The organism is Pseudanabaena mucicola FACHB-723, from assembly GCF_014696385.1.
Classification (GTDB): Bacteria; Cyanobacteriota; Cyanobacteriia; order Pseudanabaenales; family Pseudanabaenaceae; genus Pseudanabaena.
This window is the reverse complement of sequence record NZ_JACJQB010000013.1, coordinates 1-23,714: the sequence shown is the minus strand read 5'-3', so window position 1 is coordinate 23,714 and position 23,714 is coordinate 1. Positions and strand designations below refer to the sequence as shown.

Here is a 23,714-nt window from a genome sequence, read left to right as displayed (position 1 = left end):
ATTTCTCCGTTAATATTAGCCAAGTGCACCGTAACGGGCTAGGAAGAATGCCCAAGTTGTGGCAATTCCACCTAAGAGGTAGTGAGCTAGACCCACTGCACGACCTTGAGTAATGCTCAAAGCGCGAGGAGAGATAGCAGGAGCGACGTTGAGCTTGTTGTGTGCCCAAACGATTGACTCGATGAGTTCTTGCCAGTAGCCACGACCACTGAATAGGAACATGAGGCTAAAGGCCCAGATGAAGTGAGCGCCTAAGAAGATCAAACCGTAAGCCGACAATGCCGAACCGTAGGATTGAATAACATTGGAAGCTTGTGCCCACAAGAAGTCACGCAACCAGCCATTGATGGTCAATGCACTCTGTGCAAAGTTGCCGCCAGCCATGTTGGTGATTGTGCCGCTTGCGTCAACAGTACCGAAGATATCGGACTGCATTTTCCAAGAGAAGTGGAAGATGACAACGGAAATACAGTTGTACATCCAGAAAAGACCGAGGAATACGTGATCCCATGCCGAAACTTGACATGTGCCGCCACGACCAGGACCGTCGCAAGGGAAGCGGAAACCAAGTTCAGCTTTGTCTGGAATCAAGCGAGAGCTACGAGCATAAAGCACGCCTTTCAGCAAGATCAAAACAGTGACGTGAATGGTAAACGCATGAATGTGGTGTACCAAGAAGTCAGCTGTACCGAGAACCATGTGAGCAGCAGCTACTTTACCGCCAACAACAAGAGTTTCACCGCCAAAGATGGGGCTAACACTAGAGGTTGCGTAAGGAGCGGTTGTACCAGCAGCAGCAGCATGGATACCTTGAATCCAGTTAGCGAAGACGGGCTTCAACTGAATTGCGGTGTCGGAGAACATATCTTGAGGACGACCCAATGCACGCATGGTGTCGTTGTGGATGTAAAGACCAAAGCTGTGGAAGCCGAGGAAAATACATACCCAGTTGAGATGAGAAATAATTGCATCACGGTGACGCAACATCCGATCAAGCAAGTTGTTTACATTCTTAGCAGGATCGTAATCGCGAACCATGAAGATACCTGCGTGAGCAGCCGCACCACAGATCAAGAAGCCGCCAATCCACATGTGATGTGTGAATAGAGAAACTTGAGTTGCGTAGTCGATCGCAATGTAGGGGTAAGCAGGCATCGCGTACATGTGCTGAGCGACGATGATGCTCAAAGAACCCATCAAAGCGAGGTTGACAGCGAGCTGTGCATGCCAAGAAGAGGTCAAGATTTCGTATAGACCCTTATGACCTTCACCAGTTAGAGGACCCTTGTGAGCTTCAAGGATTTCCTTCATGCTGTGACCGATACCCCAGTTGGTGCGGTACATATGGCCAGCAATGATGAAAAGAGTTGCGATCGCAAGGTGATGGTGAGCTTGGTCAGTTAGCCAAAGAGATCCAGTCTGAGGATTCAAACCACCCTTGAAGGTTAGGAAATCTGCATAAGCACCCCAGTTCAAAGTGAAGAAAGGTGTTAAGCCCTGAGCAAAGCTAGGGAAGATGTCCGCCATCAATTGAGGATTGGTGATGAACTCATGAGGAAGAGGGATCTGATCGGCAGGTACGCCCTTATCAAGGTAGTAGTTGATAGGAATCGATACGTGGATCTGATGTCCAGCCCAAGAGAGTGAACCCAAACCGAGTAAACCAGCCAAGTGGTGGTTCATCATCGATTCAGCATTCTTAAACCACTCAAGTTTAGGAGCTGCCTTGTGGTAGTGGAACCAACCAGCGAAGAACATTAAGCCTGCCATCACCAAACCGCCAATTGCGGTACAGAGGAGTTGATACTCGGTGGTGATACCAGATGCTCTCCACAGGTGGAACAAACCAGAAGTGATTTGAATACCTTGGAAACCGCCACCAACATCGCCGTTCAAGATATCTTGACCGACAACATTCCAGACCACTTGGGCGCTGGGTTTGATGTTGACTGGATCGGCAAGCCAACCAGTGTAGTTGGAGAATTTTGCACCGTGGTAATACATACCACTGAGCCAGATAAAGATAATACCTAGATGCCCAAAATGAGCAGAGAAGATCTTACGGGCAGTATCTTCTTCGGTTGTGAAACTGTCAAAGTCATGCACATTGGCATGAAGATCCCAAATCCATGTGGTGGTTTTTGGTCCCTTCTTAAGGGTGCGATCGAAGTGACCAGGTTGTCCCCACTTCTCGAAGGAAGTAGGTACTACATCACGATCAACCGATACCTTTACCTCTGTGTCTGGCTTTTGAGGAGTCATTGTCATGAAAATTTTCCTCTCTCAGACTGTTAAGACAAAGTAGATTAAACGATTAGGCTAGCTCTCTCATAGCGAGGAATCTATGAATGAGATAATTACTGCTTTACAAGAGTCGCTGAGCCACGATGTCGTAATTATAGATTTAGGTTTGTGTCGCTCTAGGGAGTTTGTAACAATTGTTTAGAATAAATTAGATTAGCTGAAGTATTTACCCTGCAATAATTTGAGTCATGCAAGTAAACTTTGTTAAGTAAATATCTTTTGAACTTTTCTTAACAAAACTTCATTAAATCACAAATAATCGCAATAATCTCACTTTTGACCGATATTTATTTTGGTAAAGCTACAGCCATTTACGTTATAAAAAGAGAGTTGCGGCGCGAAGCGCTGCAACTCTCTTTTTATAACCATACTTATTTAGTCTCTGTGACTCGCCAACTAAGTTTGAGGTTGAACCAGAAGTTCCAAACTGTGACGATTGCGATCGCAATCAGGTTTGCCAAATACTTATTGATGCCGAAATAGTTGTAGAGGAGATTAAGGATAATTAGGTTTAAACCAATGCCGATTAGACAAATGAGGTTGAACTTGATGAAGCGCTTGATTAGTTTGCGGATTCCAGATTGTTGCTTAGATAAATCCCTGAAAGTCCAAACATCGTTCCAAAGAAAATTATTGACAACGGCTACTTCAGCCGCAATTACTTTGCTGCGGGTGATCCCCCAACCAAGGGTAGAGGCATCGCTGAGTAAATAGAAAATTACCATATCGACAAACACACCACTAAAGCCAACGATGCCAAATTTGAGAAAACGTTTGACAGGGACGCGCAGTTTTTCTCGCAATTTGGTGATTCTCCCCCGTGATCGCAACCGCAGGAGATGCAAAATATAGTCCACATATTGCCGCCAAGTCACCTTGCTTTCGCCTTCTTGACGTTCCTGAAACACATAGCCTACTTCCGACACAGTGCCAATATTGCCCCGCCCAAGCACTTCGATGAGAATTTTGTATCCCAAGGGATTCATGGAGCAGTTTGCGATCGCACTTCGTCTCACCATAAAGTAACCGCTCATTGGGTCTGACACCCGACCGATAACGCTGGGCAAAATGATCAAGCCGAGCATCTGTGCGCCCCTTGATAGCACTCTGCGGATAAAGCCCCAGTCGCTAACACCGCCGCCTTCCACATGACGACTAGCAACGGTTAGATCTGCACCTTGTTTCATGCAGTCGAGCATCTTAATCAGGGTTTCAGGGGGATGCTGTAGATCGCCATCAATCACTCCTAAGATCTCTCCCTGCGAAGCTTGCCATCCCCTAATTACTGCTGTTGACAATCCCTTTTCCCCTTGCCTACGCATCACCCTTAATTGGGGATATATTGGCATTAGATCTAGACCTACTTGCCATGTCAAGTCAGGACTATCATCATCGACAATGATTAATTCATAGTTATCATGACAATAATCCCCTAATAATTGCGTCAATATTTCTACTAGTTTATATAAATTTTTACTTTCATTATAAGTCGGGACAATTAGAGAAAAAAACACTGATTCTTGTGCCTGTTGATTATTTTGTTGAGAACTTAATGACTCTACATTAATTAATAGTTCATTAACTTGAAACGAACCTACAGGAACTGGGATAAGAGAGTGAGACATATGATTAAAGACGAAAAAATATTTTGAGATGTAAGATTATGTATGCACTTGTTGGCAGTGAGAGCATTCCCTAGCTTTCGCCTTTTCTCTGCCTCTACTTTATCTTGCCACTGATTCAAGGACTAGTACCTAATCTTGAATTACTGAGACTTTTTTTAATAGTACCCAGATTAAATAAATCAAAATAATTAGACAAACTATCCAAGCAAACTGAATTACTATAGTTAAATGTGCTGGGAGCAAACCCGAAGCATTTTTCCAAGGAAAAAACATAATGGTGATAAAACGTTGTGACTCGTTAGCAGGAACACTACTGGGACGCAATCCCCAGTTATCAAAATTTCCTGTAAAAATAGCAACCGCATTAAGAAATCTTTGAACAACTGTAAATTGGCTAGACACATCTTTTTGTGTTAATTCCAAGTTAAAATCAAAGAGTACCGAAGATAATTGGATCAATAAGCTAACTAAGATAATTACTTTAAAAACAAATTTTTCAATAACGTTTTTTAAGCTAAATTTCATTGCTAATGGTATTGCAATCAAACTAATCAATTGTGAGGCTGTAGTTGTATACCTTGATCCCCAAGAACCAGCTCCACCCCATAAAAACCAAGTAGAATAAGTAGTTATAGTTACAAGTAACAAGAAGATTAGTGAAAGCAAAAAAGCACGTACTTTATAGGAAATATCTTTCCAATTTTTGATTGAAATATATAAAGTTACTAAAATTAATGGATTAAACAAGAATATGGATCTTTCTGGTGAAAACAAAAATCCTAAAAATCCTTCTATAAAAGGAACTGAGAAAGGGAAAGAGTTAGGTAGGTTTGGATTGTTAGATTTCATTTGCTCTGCCCAAATAGATGTGTATGAGCCGCTAAAAGTATCAAATCTCATCCAATGATAAAATCGATCTATTCCCAAGAAAAAGCCATAAACTATCGCAGCAACAGTCAAGTATTTAATTATAGATTTCTTGGTATGATTTAAATCATAAGTTGCCAATTTACTTTGAAGATAAATCTGTACTCCAGTAAATATAGCTACAGAAATACTATTTATTGCTAGGGGTAAGCGAATCAACAAGTTAAACCCCAAAGCAGATAAACCTAGCCATAGAAATAGAATCGAGTTAGAGGCTAACCATAATAAATGAAGTAAATATCCGCTAGTAGTCATTAAAAAATCTAAACTATTCTCTTGATGTATTTGTGAATAGTGTAGAAAACTTGTGCAGAATAATAAGCTTAGTGTGCCAAAAGCAGCCTGTTTTATATTAAAATCTAGATTTTTCAAAAGATTAAAACTTGCCACAATTGCTAGAATGTTAATCAATGGAAATGTCAAGTAAGATACAATTCCATTAATTAATTTGTCAGAGTTTCCTTTTTGTAAATTTAGTGCTTTAGTCAAGTTATGAGCAAATATATCTGCTGGTAACATCACCAAACTTTGTCCCATACCCCAAGTTACATAACGATTACCGTCTTTCCCGATAGCAGAAAATCCTTTGGCATTTTGGTCGTTTTCTAGAACTTGAGGAGCATTTGTCCATAATGATCGAGTAACCTGCAATCTCCTTAATGTGTCAGCACTATTAAGACTTCCCGATCCAATTAAAAAGACAGTCAGAGTTGCAATTAAAACTATATAGGGTATGGGATTAAGTAATTTTTGAGTCATTTTTTAAGTAATTGTTAAACCTATAATGGATCAGGATTTTATCCAATACATCGCATCAAAAATCGGATGTAGCAATATCAAATGAGTCGTGAGAAGTAGAATATCGCAGCAAGTAGATTAAGCACTTTACTTTTCTTACATTCTATTTAAGATTGCTGTAAACCTTCTATCTTTAATTAAAGAAACTAACATTTGCTAGTATTATAGTCAATACTAACTCGGAAAATGTTTAGTGTTATTCCGCTAATCGAAAATAAATGCAGCGCTTCTCAGTAATCGGAGATGGGTTCTGAAATGCTTACTTCATGCTGACAAGAAAGACGCAAATACGTCGATCATGTTTTAACTGTCTAGTGCCAATAAATGCAGAAACATCCATTTCATAATGATAAAAAAGACGCAAATCTATGTAGCTCAAAACACCTACACAGGTAACATTATGGTTCAAAACGTTGCAAAAAAAAGCTTTATTTCCTTAGAAGGAATTGGCAAATCTTACTTACAACCAAATGGGCAAACCATTTCAATCATTGAAAACATTAATTGTCAGTTGCAAGTAGGTGAAATTATTGCTTTGTTGGGACCTTCGGGATCTGGCAAATCAACTTTGATGAGAATGATTGCAGGATTAATTCCACCTTCTAGTGGCAAGGTTTTGTACTACAACCGCCAACTAATAGGCTTAAATCCTGGAGTGGCAATCGTTTTTCAAAACTTTGCGCTCTATCCTTGGCTAACAGTTTTAGAAAATGTAGAGCTTGGATTGAAGGCTAAGGGGGAAGCCAAGGACACCCGCATCCAAAAAGCACTGCGCATGATTGACGTAATTGGTTTAGATGGCTTTGAAAATGCTTATCCTAAAGAACTATCGGGGGGAATGCGACAAAGAGTAGGTTTTGCGAGAGCTTTGGCGGTGGAGCCAGAACTGCTATGTATGGATGAACCATTTTCGGCTTTGGATGTATTAACCGCAGAGAATTTACGCTTTGAACTGCTTGATCTTTGGTTAGAGAAAAAGATCCCCACCAAATCGATTTTGATTGTTACCCACGGGATCGAAGAAGCCGTAACTCTTGCGGATCGAGTAATTGTATTGGGTCGCAATCCTGGACGGATTCGAGCAGATTTGTCGATCACCTTGCCACATTATCGCGATCGCAAAAGTCCTGAATTCCAAGCCCTAGTTGATCAAGTTTACAAAATTCTCACAAACCCCGATTTGCCAGATCTATCAATTCAGACTAGCCCTACCACTACACCTGTTACCGAAAGCAAATCTCAACCCAAATATCAATCTCTGCCCCATGTGCGGATCGGCTCAGTAGCTGGTTTACTCGAACTCCTAGAAGGTCGTCAGGACAAGGATTTATATCGGATTGCCCAAGAATTATTGCTAGAAGTTGATGATATTTTGCCCATTGTTGATGCCAGTAAACTAATGGAACTAGTATCAATTAACGAGGGTGATATCCAGCTATCAAAAATGGGGGAGCAGTTTATCAATAGCAATATTGATGAACGAAAAGAAATTATTCGTGATCTGTTACAGCAAAATATTCGTTTAGTCCAACAAATTTGGCAGCTTTTGCAGGCAAAACGCAACCATCGAATCTCTGAAGAACTGGTCTTAGATATTTTAGAAAATTATTTCACCACTAAAGAAGCCCAACGCCAACTCAGGACTGCTATGGACTGGGGACGTTATGCAGAATTATTTAGTTATGACGAACCTTCTGGAGAAATTTTTATTGAAGAGAATGTACCCACAACCGAAGAAATTGTGTAGAAATCAAACAACTTATCTGTAAATCATCTCAAGCATTTTCTATTAACTTTTTATTCTGAATTGCCCATGTACCAGCCCACTATTAACCCCAGATCAGAATTTAGATCACGTTGGACTATTGGTGATGTTTTACTACCGTTAGCGATTATTGCTTTTATATTTATCGTTGTTCAGACTGCCAGTAATTTTACAGGTAGCTACGATAGTGGCTATGTCATTAATTTATCGTTAGGTGCTTTGCCTGTTTATGCCTTGCAAACTTTGGTGAGAATGCTTGCCGCCTATGGGATTTCGCTAGTTTTCAGTCTTGGGTATGCATATGTTGCCTATCGCTCACCACTCTGGTCAAAGGTGCTAATTCCGCTACTAGATATATTGCAATCGATTCCTGTACTTTCATTTTTACCAGCAGTGGTACTTGCTTTAGTTGGTTTGTTTCCCGGACAGCGATTAGGAATTGAGCTTGCCTCGATCTTACTAATTTTTACGGGCATGACTTGGAATATGACCTTTAGCTTTTATCAATCCCTGACCAGCATTCCTCAAGAGTTGATCGAAGCTAGCCAAGTTTATCGACTTGGAGCTTGGCAAAGGTTTTGGACATTAGAGTTACCTTCAGGTGTGGTGGGATTAGTCTGGAATAGTGTGATGTCTGTTGCGGGGGGATGGTTTTTCTTGATGGAAACAGAATCTTTCACCCTCTCCAGTCGAGACTTTACCTTGCCTGGTCTTGGCTCATTTCTGAGGGCAGCCGCAGATGCGGGAGATAACTTAGCCATTTTTACAGGTCTTGCGGTTTTGATTGGCATTATTACGGTGATTGATTATTTGGTCTGGCGACCACTAATTGCTTGGGCAGAGAAGTTTAAGAATGAAACCGTTGAAGCGGCTCAAGTCCCAGAATCAAGATTGCTGGATTTTTTGCGCCGTTCGCCGACGATGCGAATTATTAGCGATCGCATATTTATGCCAATTTCTGAGGCTGTTAATCATAGCTTTAGTGTAAAAAATACAGCTTCTTCAAATATTCAGCGTAAAACCTCACAATGGCTGAACTGGTTTAACTGGCTATTAGTGGGGGCATTAGGTTTTGTTGTTTTAAGCAGTACATGGAATGCGATCGCATTATTGAGCAGGATGCCTTTGAGTGCATGGCAACAAGTAGGCATCGGCGCTTTATTTACAGCGATTCGAGTGTTTATTGTGCTTGTCATTTCACTGATTATCACTGTTCCCATTGGTGTATCGATTGGCAGAAATCCAAAATTAGCGCAATTTTTACAGCCAATCGTTCAAATAGCTGCATCCGTACCAGCTACAGCTCTATTTCCAGTTTTACTACTATATTTAGGAAATATCGCAGGCGGGTTAGATATTGGTGCTGTGATCCTGATGACCTTGGGTAGTATGTGGTACATCCTATTTAATGTAATTGCAGGCGCACAAGCGATCCCCTCAGAGCTATTTGAAGCGGCAAGAGTATATAAACTGTCACCTTGGCAACGTTGGCAAACTTTGATTTTGCCAGGCATTTTCCCTTATTTAGTGACGGGGATCATCACAGCAGTTGGTGGCGCATGGAATGCCAGCATTGCAGGTGAATACGTCAAATTTCAGGGCAGGGTGCTGACGGCAACGGGGCTAGGCTCGACAATTACACAAGCGTCAGATGTCGGCGATTTTTCCCTGCTTTTAGCTTCGACAATTGTAATGTCTTTGTTAGTTGTGATGACCAATCGCTTGGTGTGGCGACCACTTTATAAAGTGGCTCAGGTCAAATATCAGTTGGTTGTATGAATTTTTGCAAGCCAGCCAAAGGCTGGCTTGCAAAAAACATGATTTTTATAGTACAGATTTAAATCTTCTTCTTGCCTTCTGCATCGTAATAATCAAACTTGACGATCTGTTTTGCTCTAGCAATTGCCAATGCATTAGAGTCAATATTTTCGACAATCGTTGAACCAGCAGCAATGTTTACATTTTCACCAATTTGTACAGGTGCAACCAGCACAGAATTGGAGCCAGTCTTGCTACGATCGCCAATCACAGTTTGATGCTTTTTAAAGCCATCATAATTAGCGGTAATTGTTCCAGCACCAATATTGACCTGTTGCCCAAGGGTGGCATCGCCTAGATAACTAAGATGGGCAGCATTAGTGCGTTCACCGACCTTGGCATTTTTTAGTTCTACAAAATTACCGATTCGACAGTTTGTGCCGACTACTGACTCGCCACGAATGCGGGCAAAGGGACCAATCCGACATTGATCGGCAACTTGACTATCTTCAATTACAGAAAACTGAACTACACAATTCTCACCAATATTGCTGTTGGATAATAGGCTAGAGGGACCAATTACTGAACCTGAGCCAACCTTTGTTTTACCGCGTAAATGGGAATGGGGTTCGATAATTACATTAGGTGCAAGCTCTACTTCGTCCTCGATAGTAATTGTCTCAGGGAGCAACATTGTTACACCTGCACGCATCCATTTTTCTCTAGCTCTTTTTTGCAACACCTCATAGGCATGGGCAAGCTGGATTCGATCATTAATGCCTAAACTTTCATCAGGATCGTCAAGATCGCTGGCATAAACAGAACTGAGATAATCAAAAACTTCAGTTAGATAGTATTCCTGCTGTGCGTTGTTGGTAGTTAGTTTAGGCAAGGCTTGAGCTAGCTGTTGCCAATCAAAACAATATACGCCCGTGCTAACTCGTTGGTTGAGTAGTTGTTCAGCGCTGCAATCACGATGCTCGATGATACGTTCAATTTTCATGTCGCGATCGCAAAATACACGACCATAGCCCGTGGGATTAGGTAAAATTGCTGTTAGTACGGTTGCTGAAGCTTTGTGTTGGCGATGGCTATCAATTAACGCTTGGATTGTTTCGGTACGCATCAGAGGTGAATCACCTGTGAGTACCACTAACTCACCTGTAAATCCTGCTAATGGTTCTAACAATTGCTGAATCGCGTGACCAGTTCCCAGTTGTTCTGTTTGTTCGGCAAATTCGAGTTGGGGATAGTCGGCTAGGGCAGTACATACTTGATCTGCACAGTAACCAATAATGGCAATCCGACGATCCGCATTGAGTGCATCTGTCGCATTGAGAACTCGCTCAACTAAGGATTTACCACCAAGAGGTTGTAATACCTTTGGTAAGGCGGACTTCATTCGCGTTCCTTTACCTGCTGCCAATACTGCTACTGCTAACATACACTCCTCTATCGTGATTAGAAATTATTAGAAATTAATTTGACAGGATTTGCGAGGTAATGATGGGCGGCGATTCATTACCCCTTGATCACTATTATTTTTTATTCGTTAGGGCGACTCATTTTTTCGAGATTGAGAACTTCCGCTAATTTATCCTCATCCATCAAGCCTTTATCTAAGACAACTTGGCGTAAAGATTTGCCCGTGGCTAGGGATTCTTTAGCCACGTCGGCAGCATTCAAGTAGCCAATATGAGTATTGAGTGCGGTCACCAAAGAGAGGCTACCTTCGGCATAGGCAAGGCAACGCTCTTCAACGGCAGTGATCCCACGGATACATTTACTGGCTAGGGTATCGATCGCATTTCCCAAAATCTCAATGCTATGAATCAAATCATAGGCAATCAGTGGCATCATCACGTTTAGCTCTAATTGACCTGCTTGTGCGGCAAAGGTAATTGCGGTGTCATAGCCAATCACCTGATAGCAAACCATGTTGATCATCTCAGCAATCACAGGGTTATATTTGCCAGGCATGATTGATGATCCTGGTTGGACGGGTGGTAGCTGAATTTCGCGCAAACCTGTTTTCGGGCCTGAATCCATCAAGCGTAAGTCATTGGCAATCTTGCAAGTATCTTGGGCGAGGTTACGGATTGCTCCTGAAACATTCACAAAGGGAGCCATGCTTTGCATGGCTGCCATTAAATTACTGGCAGATTTCAATTCAAAGCCTGTAATTTCGTTGAGCTTTTCGGCAACGCGATCGCAATATTGGGGATGAGTATTTAGCCCTGTACCTGAAGCACTACCACCTAATCCCAAAGTTTTGAGGTCATTGGCAGCTAAATGAATCCGATTTACATGGTCGCTAATAATCTGGGCGTATGCTTGGAACTCATCACCCAGACGGACAGGAACAGCATCTTGTAAATGAGTGCGCCCCGATTTGACAATGCCCGAAAATGCAATTGCTTTGATGCGTAACTGCTCATTGAGATTGGCTAATGCAGGAAATAGCACATGATCGAGTGCCAATAATGCCCCAATCCTAATCGCGGTTGGAATTACATCGTTAGTCGATTGACCGTAATTAACATGATCGTTGGGGTTGACATTGGCATAATTACCCTTGACATCTCCTAATATTTCTAAAGCACGATTGGCGAGTACCTCATTAATATTCATGTGATGTGATGTACCTGCACCTGCCTGATACACATCAACCACAAACTGATCACGCAACTGACCATCTAATATTTCGTCAGCTGCCGCCGCGATCGCCATGCCCATACTGACAGGGATACAGCCTAGCTCAGCATTAACCAATGCTGTTGCCTTTTTAATCAGTAAACAAGCATCAACAAAAGTTGGTAGGGGCTTGAGTCCACTAATTTTAAAATTATCAATTGCCCTTACGGTTTGGATGCCGTAGTAAACATTATCAGGTAGGGACATTTCCCCCATGGAGTCACGTTCAGTTCTGGTCATAGTTTATTTTTCGGCGGTTGAGCGGCTGTTAACTGTAGATCACTAGATCACAAACATGTTTACGTACTTACGGTCTTTCAGAGTTTTCTGGACTTACAGGAGTCGGTGTAGGTGCAGGCGTTTCCAATCCATCGATTGTTTCTGGGGTTGGTGTGGGAGATGGACTTTCCAAAGCATCAATAGCTTCAGTGGGTTGTCCCGCATCAGGAGTGGGGCTAGGAGTAGATTCTAACAATGGGCTGGGCGGTGTAGAAATATTGGGTAAGGGACTGGTCTGCACAGGTACAGTTTGAGCAGGTTTTGGCTGTGGTTTGGGCGTTGGGATAAAGTATAAAGCCGTCGCTGCGATTGCAAAACTGATTACCCCTGCGATCGCAGGTACGGTTTGCCTGCTTAATGGTGATTGCGATCGGAAATCAGAAATTTGAGTTACCAGTTTCAAATCGGGTAAGGTCGTAGGATCACCACAAAGGCGATCTAAACTTTCCATCAGATCAAAAAGCTGAATCGTATTTAATTTAATTTGTAATTGCTTAGGGTTATGGGCTTCTGCTTCATTCAATGATACTGAAAGCAAATGCGAATGCTGGTTCTGCGGCTCTAGTCGTACTTGTTGTTCAGGAATAGAAAGGGCAGTATTGCTTTTTAGAGCTTGAGCGTAAGCACCCACCACTTTAACTAACGTATTTAGTAGATCCAGTCCACCCACAATTGGCTCAGGATGGTGGTTAAAGCGACAGTTAAAACTTGTCAAGATTGACATCACATCGCCGCCTGTACTGATTCCCTCAACCAATAAAGTACAACTTGGCAAACTATAGCTGCGTTGAATCATTAGGCGACTGCTCCATCAAACAGACTATTCCACAGACGATATTCGCCTGCAACTCCACTACATAAAAGCATTCTAGTTAGCAATTGCAGCGCTAACTCGCGAATTTCTTGATTATTTAGTGGAGAAGGCGATCGCATCCGACTTATATATAAGGACGTAAAGCGACTAATATAATTTTCTAAAAAAACTTGGTTTTGCTGTAAACCTAAAGCTTCGATCTTGCCTTCAAGCATTTGCTGATGTGTACTAATCAGTAAACGCAAGCCTGTATCTAGCTGCTTGGTAATTGTACAGACTAACTTAACTAAAGCTTTTAACTCATCCCAACTAAGGCTTGCCCTTTGGTAGTTGCGACGTAAAGGATTCGTATTTCGTAGTCGCCAAAAAGCAACACGACTAGGAATCGTTTTTTCTAAGCCCAATTGTTCGATCAGGGCTAACATTACCTCAACTGCTTCTAAATCCAGCGCCTCGATCGCTAGAAGCAGATGATCAATATCCATGCGAACACTGCGGGGACAACCCCTAACAAAGTCCTTAGGAACGTGCAAGTCGAGGGTTTCTGGAGCAGAAATATTTAACTGCATAATTCGCAGTGAAGTTGAACCTAATAGAGTTTACTCAATTGGCAGTTTACCCAGTTAAAAGGCGTTCAGCTACAAGCGGCATGTCTAAGATCGCAATCCTAAGATCAACAAAGCCCGTAGCTGAGTGCTTCAACCTTAAGCTTGGCGTGAGTAGTACTCAATAACCAGCAGTTCGTTCACTTGCAATGCCACCCATTCGCGTTCAACAACGCCATTGACCTTGCCAGTCATCTTTGCTTTATCAAATTCTAAATGGCTAGGAATGTTGGACAAGCCAGGGAATTCGAGGTTACGTTCGACAATCTTGCGAGATTTTTCGTTATCTTTAACGCTGATTACTTCACCAGGACGAACACCATAACTAGGAATAGTTACGCTCTTGCCATTGATGGTGATATGCCCGTGGTTTACCAGTTGACGTGCAGCAGGGATGGTTGGGGCAAATCCCATACGGAAAACTGTATTGTCTAGGCGCATTTCTAGCAATTGCAGCAATACTAATCCTGTAGAACCCTTAACTCTTCTGGCTCGGCGCACATAGCGGAGCATTTGAGTTTCGGTAAGACCATAGTTAAAACGTAGTTTTTGCTTTTCTTCTAGACGAACAGCATATTCAGAACGCTTTTTACGATCTTGACCATGTTGTCCAGGTGGATAAGCGTGCTTAGGTTGTTTGCGACTTAGACCGGGAAGCTCTCCGAGTCTTCTGACGATTCTGAGGCGCGGACCTCTATAACGGGACATAGCTCCTTCCTTGTTACTGTTGAAAACTTGACAGCCTATCTAGTATATGGCAATTTTGCCAAAAAGCTTTATAAAAATAATCAGAATTCTCAATATAATTTTTCTAGCACACAATCTATATACAAGCCATCTATTGACAATTAGAATCAATAAAGTTAATGTAATTTAAGAACAGGGTTCTGATGCGGTTTGACTCAGCACCGTTTCATTATTCGTAGTTCAAATGCGTTGGCAGGGTTGAGTGGCAAATTCTTTGTGACAGGATTGCTGAAAATTAGGACAAGAAGATATTTGTCACTCAATTCTTTTTATATTTGTTTCTCGTTACATTTTTTAGAACTTTTAAAATTTATTAGTAATATTTATCAATAAAAGTATGTCCTTTAGACAGTCCACCTCACCTCAAGTTGTCGGTATTTGTACTAGTCAACCCCTACGTCGGTTTGATTTACCCCTATTGCGATCGCTATCGCGTCAATATGCGGTTGCCCAGTGGGAATATTGCCAAGAACCAGATGAAGCAATTGATCTAAATATGGCGATTGATTCACTACACAACTATTTAGATACCTGTGATGCACCTGTACATCTAGTCGGACATGGTATTGCTGGTTTACTAGGTTGGTTATATGCTCGCCAATATCCTGAACGGGTGCGATCGCTAACGCTGGTGTCAGTGGGTGTGAATTTATCAACTAGTTGGCATAGCCATTACTACGAGCAACGGCAACTCATGTCTTGTAATCGTGACACCATGCTGATGCGAACCGCGTTTTATTTGTTTGGTTATCGAGATAAAGACATGCTGCAATGGTTAGCCGAACTATTAAAACAGGATCTCGATAATTCTTTAATCCCCCATTCACTTTATGCTCAAACCTATACAGCCCCTACCCCGATCGCAGTGCCGCTGTTAGTTTGTGGGGCTTTGGATGACTATGTAATTGCTGGCGGCGAACATGCTTATCAAAAATGGAGATTGCATCTTAAAGAAAACGATCGCCTGTGGCTCAGTGAGCATGGCAAGCACTTCTTGCATTATTCACAATGGCAGTCTGTCAGTAAGCAAATTCGGACTTTTTGGAATTCTTTGACTTTGGTTAGCAATACATTTGCCTTGAAATAGAAGTGTTATCTTTACGAAACATCACGAAAATGGATCAATATCAGCTAGTGCGCAGGATTTCCTAAAAATTTTGCCTATCGACTATATAGATATCTTTGGGTAGGATACTAAGTGTGAGTTGTGGGACTTAAATATAAGCAACTTGCACGCATATTTTTGGTATTTTCATGAAACTAGCTGAATTCTTAAGCCAAGGAAAGTATCTAAGGCAGCAAAGTCGTTCATCGACGATTGCCTATTTTGAGAAATGTCTGCATGAGCTAGAGTCGGGCGAAGCTGATATAGCCGACCCTATTTTAAAGGCAAGGATCTTATTGGATTTAGCGGCAGAGTTAATCACTACTAGGCAGTCAGAGGCTTTAACAAGAGCAAATTCGTTACTCCAGAAAGTATCTGAACTTTTTGATCAGGAAAATTTAGATATTCCTAATGAGCAACGAGCATATCTAATTTATGTGCAGGGGATGTTGGTACTGGAGTCGGGTGATGTGAGTTCGGTGTTGGGTTTGTTGCGGTCTGCCTATGATACCTATGGCGATAATCTGGAGGGACAGTCATTGGTCAATGATGCCATTGGTCAATATTATCTACGTATAAATGATACGTCCTCGGCTTTGGAGAGTTTTGAAAAATCTCTAACGGTACGTCTTGATGGGGATAATGGCTGTGATATTGGTATAAGTTATGCTCATTTGGGGCAGTTATACTTGCTGTCTGGAGATACGAACCAAGCTTCTGGGCTATTTCATAACACCCTTGATATTGCGATCGCAAATGCCAATAACTTTTTGCGATCGCAAGCCCTCAAAGGATTAGCCAAAGTTGCGATCGCCGAATCACAGTGGCAATCTGCGATCGACATCATCAAAGATGCCATCAGTTGCCTACAAGAGCCAGAGGATTGCATTGATATTGGCTATCTATATTGTGATCTGGCTGAGGCATTGCTAGGCAAGCAAAAGATCGAAGAAAGCATTGTTTGCTTGAGCAAGGAGGCTCTACCCCGTTTTACACATCTGCAATATGAAAGGGGCATTGCGATCGCCAGATATCTATTGGCAAAAGTTCAAGTACAACAACTAATTGATGGTACTGACCATACTGATATAGAAGTGATTGAAGCCACAGAGGATGCACTGTTAGAAGCTTCCTCGGCTTTGGAAAATCTTGGCATGGCATTTGACTATGCAAAAGCCTTGTACAACTTAGCCTTTTTGTATCACTACCTATGCAGCAATGTGCAGAGACAATACGAATATAAAGGCAAAGCGTTGCGATCTCTAGAGTTATGCCTCGATATTCTCAATCATCTGGAGATGGGACATACTGAATTCGCTACACAAGTTGATACCATGCTTGAACTTGTAATGCGATCGCAAAAATCATGAATTCTTTAGCCGAAAAAGTCTCTAGCCAGAAGCGCTCAGGTAAGTCAGCTCCACATTAGGGGCAAGAGTAATAATGTCTCCATTCCGCAGATCATAGGAAGATGAAACCTTCATATGATGGTTGATGATCACCCCATTAACACTAGGCTTACCCGCTAGATCGCCATCGACGATTCTGTAAAGATATCGCCCATTTTCTTCAGGTACTCGCAGCAAGATCGCATGTTGGCGAGAGACAAAACGGGAATAAAGCTGAATGTCATTATTTACATCCCGCCCGATTGTGTACTTTAAGCCATCAAGTGCGAGCTTCCTACTGCCTCTCGCATCTGTGATTAGTAATGTGTGACTAACGTGTGTTTCGCTCATTAGCTCACCAAAAAAGAGTAGATGGCGCTTATCAGTGAAAAATATATGCTACTGATAGACATTGGATTTGATCTCGCTTTACTTTACTCTACAAGGGGATGGAATCATAGAGTTTTTAGTACGAGTTCGCAATTCTCATTTTAAGGGCTTAGTAGCGATATTTAAGTGCTACCAGTTCTAAAATTGAATTTATAGCGATCGCTACTTGCCTTAGGGCAAATAATCAAAACCCACAGACTATCACAATCATCAAAATTGGAGAAATAACTTAGTGGATGTGACGGAAATCTCGCGCCAAACCCAACTTTTATCTCAGCGCCTGAGCTATGCTCAGGACTATCTTTGACGTACCTGCGATCGCCGCAAAGATTAGTGATCTAGAACAGGTTGCGGCTCAACCTGAATTTTGGGGAGATAGTGATCAAGCCCAGAAAATAATGCGTGAGCTAGATGGACTTAAGTCTTATATTGTCACCTTTGATCGATGGCATAAAACCATCGAAAACTTGGAGACAATCATCGAACTACTTGCCATGGATGAAGACGAATCACTCAAGAAGGAAGCGCAGCAGAGTCTTGACCAACTTTTACAAGAGTTTGACCGATGGGATCTAGAACAACTGCTATCTGGCCCCTATGACAAGCATGATGCAATTTTGACCCTGAATGCAGGGGCGGGTGGCACTGACTCCCAAGACTGGACAGAGATGCTATTGCGGATGTATACCCGTTTTTGTGAGTCTCAAGGCTACAAAGTCGAGATTTCAGAAATATCTGAGGGAGAAGAGGCTGGAATTAAATCAGTCACTTTGCTAGTGCATGGACGTTATGCCTATGGCTATCTTGCCCCAGAGAAAGGTACACATCGACTGGTGAGAATTTCCCCCTTTAATGCTAATGATAAAAGGCAAACTAGCTTTGCAGGGGTGGAGGTGATGCCTTTATTAGATGAGGATATTAATCTGGAGATTGATCCTAAAGAGCTAGAAATCACGACGACACGAGCGGGTGGTAAAGGCGGACAAAACGTTAACAAAGTAGAAACTGCGGTGCGGATTACGCATTTACCCACAGGAATTTCAGTACGTTGTACCCAAGAGCGATCGCAATTACAAAACAAAGAAACGGCCATGCGGCTACTTAAAGCGAAATTGTTGATCATCGCCCAAGAGCAGCACGCTCAGAAAATCGCCGATATTCGTGGAGATATGGTGGAAGCAGCATGGGGCAACCAAATTCGCAACTATGTCTTTCATCCTTACCAATTGGTCAAGGATTTGCGTACAGGTGAGGAGACTACAAACATCCAAAATGTGATGGATGGCGATCTTGAACCATTTATTCAAGCTTATTTACGGCAACAAAATCAGCCAGTTTGAGTCAGTATTTGTAGTAGATCACTATTTAATCAAATTTTGTCTGGCTGCGGTTTTGTCTCAAGCTGAGCAAAAGCTTGATTTAGATAGACAGAAGACGTTACGTCCTAGTTAGTTTTGTTGCTCAATGACAATAATGGCAATCAGTTATGAATAGTTGGTATCAGAGGCAGTTCATTTATTTACAACACCTTAAACACAAACAGATAAACCAAAATAACAGCCTCTCCATCAATAATTTGCTCAGATGGGGGCAATTTCGATCTGGTCTATCTCGATTCAGTCTATTTTGGCTATTTGTGGTTATATCGATTGTTTTTGAACCGATCGTTACTGGTGATCGCACGGCAGCTTTTGCCGATGAAAATTGTATAAAACCATCATCGCTGCAAAACTTTCTCAATCGAGTCACCCTAGGGGATGATCCTCTTACGCGATATGCAGCAACGGCTAATGCGATCGAAAGCAAACGCTTGGAGGTATTTCGGACTGCCAAAAGTCATCCTGAGTGGAGTAATGTTGTGAAGCTAGCCGAGTCACAACAAACTAAAGTTTGTGATTTAAGTAATCCACCTTCTTTTTTGCGATCGCTATGCAATCAGTTACGCAGCTACAGCGAGGAAGAAATTTGTCGTCATGGTTTCACCACTAAGGAATTCAATCAAATTACGATTGAGCAAAATCAGAATGCTCGACTGCGTAGCATCATCCAAGATAAGCAAATGCAACTACGCGATAATTAACTAAAGACTGAGCCGACTGCTATGCGGTCGGCTCAGTCTTTTATTTTTATGTAGTCAGTACAAGCGGCGCATCAAGCCAAAAGAGAGTTGCAGTGCTTCGCACTGCAACTCTCTTTTGGCTTGATGCCTTTTTTTGTTTGTTTGCTAAAAAGACCAAAATAGTCTATAAGAAACAAGGCAAAATCGGACATATACGACATTTGTCATGATTATTTTCTTCTGTGCTATTGACAATGGTCACTATCAGTCTATAATCCCTCCATTGTTTAGTATGCCCAGTGCTACGAAAGCTACAAAACTCATAAAGACACGCTTATGTTCGGCTTAAAATTTGGCGGAAAGTCTAAAAAAGGCATCGGAATCGAAATTACTTCCGAAAAAATTAACCTAGTGCAATTACGACGCAAAGGTCAATCTGCTTACACACTCGTGACGTATGGTAGTGTCAACATTCCTGAAGGAACGGTAGAAGAAGGACGCATTCTCGATCCTGTAGCACTGGGAGAATCTATTCGCAGTTTGCTAGCGGAAAAGAAAATTAAAGTCAAGAAGGTTGCTACCGCACTCCCTGGACGCGAGACTGTGAGTCGATTGATTCGTTTGCCTGCGGAGATTCCTGATGTGGAATTACGCGAAATGGTACTCAATCAAGAGGCAAGTTTATATCTGCCATTTCCCCGTGAAGATGCTGATGTGGACTATCAAAAATTAGGAGTCGCTCTTGATGATGATGGCATTGAGCGCATTGAAATATTGATGGTGGCGACCCCAAAGGAAGTTACTGATAGCTATATGCAGGCTCTGGAAATCGCTCAACTACAGGTTGATGTTGTCGAAGTGAGCAGCTTTGCCTTAATTCGGGCAATGCATAATGAACTAGCTAAATTTAGTACCTTAGCCGAAGCTGTTGCGATCGTAGATATTGAGTACGAAGCGACAGAAATTACCGTAACAGTGGATGGCATTCCGCAGTTTTCGAGAACTTTCCCCATTGGAGCTTTGCAAATTCAGAATGCCCAGTTACGTGCAATCAATTTGCCACCTCAACGACTGACGGATTTGGATATGTTGAGTTCAACGGTTGTGCCAATTCAGTCCATGGATACGGCGGCTCTTGCTGGTGGTGCTGGTGGCAGCACACCAGGAGAGGCTGCGGTAATGCGGATGGTCGGTGATTTATCGGATGAATTAAGACGCTCTATTGATTTTTATACGAGTCAATATCCTGGATCTGATGTGGTGCAGTTATTGATTGCTGGGCCTGGAGCTTGTATTGGTCAATTAAATGAGTTCTTTAGCCAACGCTTAGGCATCGCTGCGATCGCAGTTGATCCATTAAGCACCATTGGCGTGAATGCGAATGAAGACATTCCTATGCATGAGCGGATGGCTTTGTCTGTTGCTCTGGGTCTAGGGTTGAGGGAGGTTTAAAAAATAATTGCTATGTACACACTTGATATTAACTTTTTAAGCGATCGCATTGCCGCTGCTGAGTCTCAGGCAGTGGAACGACAACCGATTGCGGATTCTCAGTTTTTAATTTATGGCGGTGCGGTGGCAGTGGTTGCTTTAGCAGTTGTTGGTGGCGCGTTTGTCTTTCTCAATGCGGCGAATGAGGGTGTTCAGCAACAGTTGTCAGCTTTGACTGCCAAAGAAGGCGAGCTTAACAGTAAATTAACAGCCATCAAAGCGCAGGAAACAGAGCTACAAGGTATCCAAGCTAGAACTGGTGAACTGGTAAATCTATTTGTTGGTAACTTACCTGCTAGTGCGATCGCCGATGACCTCCGCAAAAGAACCCCAGTCACAGTACAGGTGGATTCAATTACGCAAGCATCAGTTGCGCCAACACCAGAAGCTCCCGCCGCATCAACTATCACGATTAGTGGTAAAGCAACTAGCTATAACGAGCTAAATGACTTTATGTTGCTGCTCAAAGCATCCCCATTACTAGAAGATCGAGAAACTAGGCTTATTTCTTCGACTTTACAGCCACCAACAAATGATAAAAATTTTACCTTGGTCAACTTCCAAATTCGTACTAGTGTAACTTTCAAAAACCCTGCTGATATATTGTCTGATCTACAAAAGGCAGGAGCCGATGGTTTGGTCACAAGGGTCAACTTATTAAAGCAAAAGGGAGTAATCAAATAGATATGACAAACTTTAGTGCTGCTTCAGGAAATGAAAATGCTGGTTCGGGTGGCATTACCCTATTTGGGTTTACGCTCACATCAAAGAGCTTAGGTATTTTGATGGGTGTAGCTGGTATTGGGTTAGCAGTTTACGCGGCTACTACTTATGTAATGCCAATATGGGAACAGGTACAATCAGCTCAAACCAATATCGAGACTAAAAAGGCGGCGGTCAGTGCTTTAGAAGGTCAAGTCAATAGTAAAGCTGACATTTTGCAGCAGATTGAGGCGGCGAAGGAACAAAACAAATTTGTTCTATCTCTTTTGCCTGATGTCGATAATATTGACACCTTAATTAGAGATATTCAGGATCAAATTCCTAAGACGATCGTGATTGCTCTGCCTCCAGATTTTTCCTATGAACTTGCGGGGACATTAAGGACTTTTCAACCCTTGGAGCCTGTGAAGGGAGCGCAATATGATACCTATACGTTTAATATTGGCTTTGATGGCAAATTTGAAGATGTCTTAATGACGGTGCAAAAGATTGAACGTTTGAGACCACTATTAATTGTTAAGGATCTCAAGCTAACCCGCAAGCCTTTGCCAACTACAAAATTTACTTTCTCTCGTCCCATTGCTGAGGGTAAAGAAAAAGAAATTTTGGATAGTCTGCCACCTTTGCTAGGCGCTGATTTTACATTACAAGCGTTTGTACCGAAGACTGAGGAAGAGCTAAAAGCTGCTGCTGAGGCTGCCGCTGCCGCACCACCACCAAAATAAATAAATAATTTAGCAAAGCAAATAGTGTTGTTAAGGGAGACAGGCTAGAAGCCTATTAACAGACTAGAAACCTGTCTCACATTTTCTATTTAATTTCGACCAGCTACTTAGACATACAAATTCTTGTTTGTCTGGGGTTGTCGTTAAGCTAGTCCTGCTTGGGCATTGCTATTATTTTTTTGATTTAAAACTGACAAAGTATGGTATAATCTCGCACCATAATCGCGTCAATTCTGTCTTGGTTATGCTGTTCCCTTTTAGTGGGGGGATATGCAGGTTGTTACAGGTTTACTACAACGATTAAGTGTATGGAGTTCCGTGAGGAGCAAGTGGAGTGTAATTATGAATGACAAGATGAATGACAAATTGAATGCCCAATTGAGCGGTAAGTCTCTGGCTTGCTGGTTTTTGATTGCCGCAACTTGCCCTCAAGTCCTAGCGATCGCAGCGCCAAGTCAAGCTGAAAACCAGACGAAGATTGCTGCTAGTCAAACTGATCTAGCATTGGTGTCTAGTCGCATTACGGGCATTGATACAAATATGTCTGGCGATCGGCTAAACCTAACTTTGAATTTTGCAAGTAGTGAGCGCCCAAAGGTGACTTATACCAAGCAGGGAAACTCTTGGGTTGCTTTGCTCAATGGTGCACAGCTCCAGTTGGCTGATGGAAATGTTAGCTATCTCCGTGCTAATCCGATCGCAGGGATTAGTTCGATTGAGGCAACCCAATATGCCACTAATAGAGTCCGCATTCGGGTAACTGCAACTAATCCAGAGATGATTGATGAGTTAGCGAAGCGTCAAGACACTGGGGATAGCATGGTATTTAGCCTTGGGATGACACAACCTGTTGTGTCCCAATCTAATTCAATCTCCCGTGCTAATGCACCTGAATCTGGTGTCCTTAGCCAAACTCCTACGGATTCTGATCGAGTGTTAGTCGCACAAACTCCAGGTTCTTCGGTGGGACAAGCATTATTTGAGCCAAAGGTTACCGTCACCGCAGCCGATGGTACAACTCGTGTAGCCCAGACCTCTGCACCAAACACGACACCACCACCTGTTGCTAATCCTGTCACTCCACAATTACCAGGGCGTGTTCCTGGGATTGTGCCTCCTTTCCGTCAATTACGCACTCCTCCCGTCGGCGATATTGCCACAACTTCTTCCAAATTACGTCCTGACATCATTGAATTAGGAACGGCTGAACGTGTACCGCGCATCACTTTGCGTGATGCGCCTGCGATTGAAGTCCTGACTCTGATTGGTCGTGTTGCTGGGTTAAGTGTTGTTTCGGCGGAAGCCCCTTCTACCACTGGCACTTCAACGCCCACAGCAGCTACTAGTGCAGGTACGGGCTTAAAGCAACCAGTCAGTCTTGATATTGAGAATGAACCTGCTCAGGATGTGTTTAATCAGAAGTGTTGAATCAGAAATGAAATCAGCCTAAAATCGGGCACACTATTCCTGTAAAGATGGTGATTTTAGCTTAAAATTACCATCTTTCTAAACCAATG

19 protein-coding genes are annotated in these 23,714 nt (G+C 42.4%); 10 read left to right on the top strand and 9 right to left on the bottom strand.

Going from position 1 to position 23,714, the window contains the following annotated elements; translation table 11 throughout:
- Nucleotides 1-15: 15 nt before the first annotated feature.
- The 3 genes from psaA to H6F41_RS08695 form a co-directional block, all read right to left on the bottom strand.
- On the bottom strand, nucleotides 16-2,268 hold the full coding sequence (gene psaA / locus H6F41_RS08705; RefSeq protein ID WP_190403088.1) for a photosystem I core protein PsaA: 2,253 nt from the start codon (nucleotides 2,266-2,268) through the stop codon (nucleotides 16-18).
- Between the two features lie 407 nt (nucleotides 2,269-2,675).
- On the bottom strand, nucleotides 2,676-3,929 hold the full coding sequence (locus H6F41_RS08700; protein WP_190403087.1) for a glycosyltransferase: 1,254 nt from the start codon (nucleotides 3,927-3,929) through the stop codon (nucleotides 2,676-2,678).
- A 129-nt stretch (nucleotides 3,930-4,058) separates the two neighbouring features.
- Entirely contained in the window at nucleotides 4,059-5,615 is a 1,557-nt protein-coding gene (locus H6F41_RS08695) for a hypothetical protein (protein WP_190403086.1), read from the bottom strand.
- A gap of 439 nt (nucleotides 5,616-6,054) precedes the next feature.
- Here H6F41_RS08695 and H6F41_RS08690 point away from each other — a divergent pair, with 439 nt between their 5' ends.
- Complete coding sequence (locus H6F41_RS08690; RefSeq protein WP_190403085.1) at nucleotides 6,055-7,401, top strand: ABC transporter ATP-binding protein; 1,347 nt, start codon at nucleotides 6,055-6,057, stop codon at nucleotides 7,399-7,401.
- A gap of 66 nt (nucleotides 7,402-7,467) precedes the next feature.
- On the top strand, nucleotides 7,468-9,198 hold the full coding sequence (locus H6F41_RS08685; RefSeq protein WP_190403084.1) for an ABC transporter permease: 1,731 nt from the start codon (nucleotides 7,468-7,470) through the stop codon (nucleotides 9,196-9,198).
- Nucleotides 9,199-9,256: 58 nt separating this feature from the next.
- On the opposite strand, the gene glmU is transcribed toward H6F41_RS08685, so the two are convergent.
- The 5 genes from glmU to rpsD form a co-directional block, all read right to left on the bottom strand.
- A complete protein-coding gene (glmU, locus tag H6F41_RS08680) occupies nucleotides 9,257-10,621 on the bottom strand; it encodes a bifunctional UDP-N-acetylglucosamine diphosphorylase/glucosamine-1-phosphate N-acetyltransferase GlmU (protein WP_190403083.1) in 1,365 nt (454 codons plus the stop codon).
- A 101-nt stretch (nucleotides 10,622-10,722) separates the two neighbouring features.
- On the bottom strand, nucleotides 10,723-12,111 hold the full coding sequence (locus H6F41_RS08675; RefSeq protein WP_190403082.1) for an aspartate ammonia-lyase: 1,389 nt from the start codon (nucleotides 12,109-12,111) through the stop codon (nucleotides 10,723-10,725).
- Nucleotides 12,112-12,178: 67 nt separating this feature from the next.
- A complete protein-coding gene (locus H6F41_RS08670; protein WP_190403081.1) occupies nucleotides 12,179-12,946 on the bottom strand; it encodes a DUF4335 domain-containing protein in 768 nt (255 codons plus the stop codon).
- Nucleotides 12,946-13,533, bottom strand: coding sequence for a DUF3038 domain-containing protein (locus H6F41_RS08665; protein WP_190403080.1), 588 nt, complete (start codon nucleotides 13,531-13,533; stop codon nucleotides 12,946-12,948). The genes H6F41_RS08670 and H6F41_RS08665 overlap by 1 nt, the downstream gene beginning before the upstream one ends.
- A gap of 135 nt (nucleotides 13,534-13,668) precedes the next feature.
- The gene (rpsD, locus tag H6F41_RS08660; RefSeq protein WP_009628000.1) at nucleotides 13,669-14,277 is read right to left on the bottom strand and encodes a 30S ribosomal protein S4; all 609 of its coding nucleotides are present in this window, start codon (nucleotides 14,275-14,277) and stop codon (nucleotides 13,669-13,671) included.
- Between the two features lie 376 nt (nucleotides 14,278-14,653).
- Here rpsD and H6F41_RS08655 point away from each other — a divergent pair, with 376 nt between their 5' ends.
- Both H6F41_RS08655 and H6F41_RS08650 read left to right on the top strand, forming a co-directional pair.
- Nucleotides 14,654-15,403 carry an alpha/beta fold hydrolase gene (locus H6F41_RS08655; protein WP_190403079.1) on the top strand — a complete coding sequence of 250 codons (750 nt, stop codon included), beginning with the start codon at nucleotides 14,654-14,656 and terminating at the stop codon, nucleotides 15,401-15,403.
- 167 nt (nucleotides 15,404-15,570) lie between these two features.
- On the top strand, nucleotides 15,571-16,791 hold the full coding sequence (locus tag H6F41_RS08650) for a tetratricopeptide repeat protein (protein WP_190403078.1): 1,221 nt from the start codon (nucleotides 15,571-15,573) through the stop codon (nucleotides 16,789-16,791).
- 21 nt (nucleotides 16,792-16,812) lie between these two features.
- Here H6F41_RS08650 and H6F41_RS08645 read toward each other — a convergent pair whose 3' ends face one another.
- On the bottom strand, nucleotides 16,813-17,160 hold the full coding sequence (locus H6F41_RS08645) for an FHA domain-containing protein (RefSeq protein WP_190403077.1): 348 nt from the start codon (nucleotides 17,158-17,160) through the stop codon (nucleotides 16,813-16,815).
- Nucleotides 17,161-17,431: 271 nt separating this feature from the next.
- Here H6F41_RS08645 and prfB point away from each other — a divergent pair.
- The 6 genes from prfB to H6F41_RS08615 all read left to right on the top strand — a co-directional run bounded on the left by prfB (nucleotide 17,432) and on the right by H6F41_RS08615 (nucleotide 23,625).
- A protein-coding gene (gene prfB, locus H6F41_RS08640) for a peptide chain release factor 2 (RefSeq protein WP_190403076.1) occupies nucleotides 17,432-18,539 on the top strand; the annotation gives its coding sequence in 2 pieces (ribosomal slippage) (nucleotides 17,432-17,503 and nucleotides 17,505-18,539; 1,107 coding nt in all).
- A gap of 296 nt (nucleotides 18,540-18,835) precedes the next feature.
- Nucleotides 18,836-19,279, top strand: a complete 444-nt coding sequence (locus tag H6F41_RS08635; protein ID WP_190403075.1) for a DUF4168 domain-containing protein — start codon at nucleotides 18,836-18,838, stop codon at nucleotides 19,277-19,279.
- Between the two features lie 315 nt (nucleotides 19,280-19,594).
- Nucleotides 19,595-20,710, top strand: a complete 1,116-nt coding sequence (pilM, locus tag H6F41_RS08630; RefSeq protein WP_190403074.1) for a type IV pilus biogenesis protein PilM — start codon at nucleotides 19,595-19,597, stop codon at nucleotides 20,708-20,710.
- A 12-nt stretch (nucleotides 20,711-20,722) separates the two neighbouring features.
- Nucleotides 20,723-21,433, top strand: a complete 711-nt coding sequence (locus tag H6F41_RS08625; protein ID WP_190403073.1) for a PilN domain-containing protein — start codon at nucleotides 20,723-20,725, stop codon at nucleotides 21,431-21,433.
- Between the two features lie 2 nt (nucleotides 21,434-21,435).
- A complete protein-coding gene (locus tag H6F41_RS08620; protein WP_190403072.1) occupies nucleotides 21,436-22,197 on the top strand; it encodes a glycoside hydrolase family protein in 762 nt (253 codons plus the stop codon).
- A 270-nt stretch (nucleotides 22,198-22,467) separates the two neighbouring features.
- On the top strand, nucleotides 22,468-23,625 hold the full coding sequence (locus H6F41_RS08615) for an AMIN domain-containing protein (RefSeq protein ID WP_190403071.1): 1,158 nt from the start codon (nucleotides 22,468-22,470) through the stop codon (nucleotides 23,623-23,625).
- Nucleotides 23,626-23,714 lie beyond the last annotated feature (89 nt).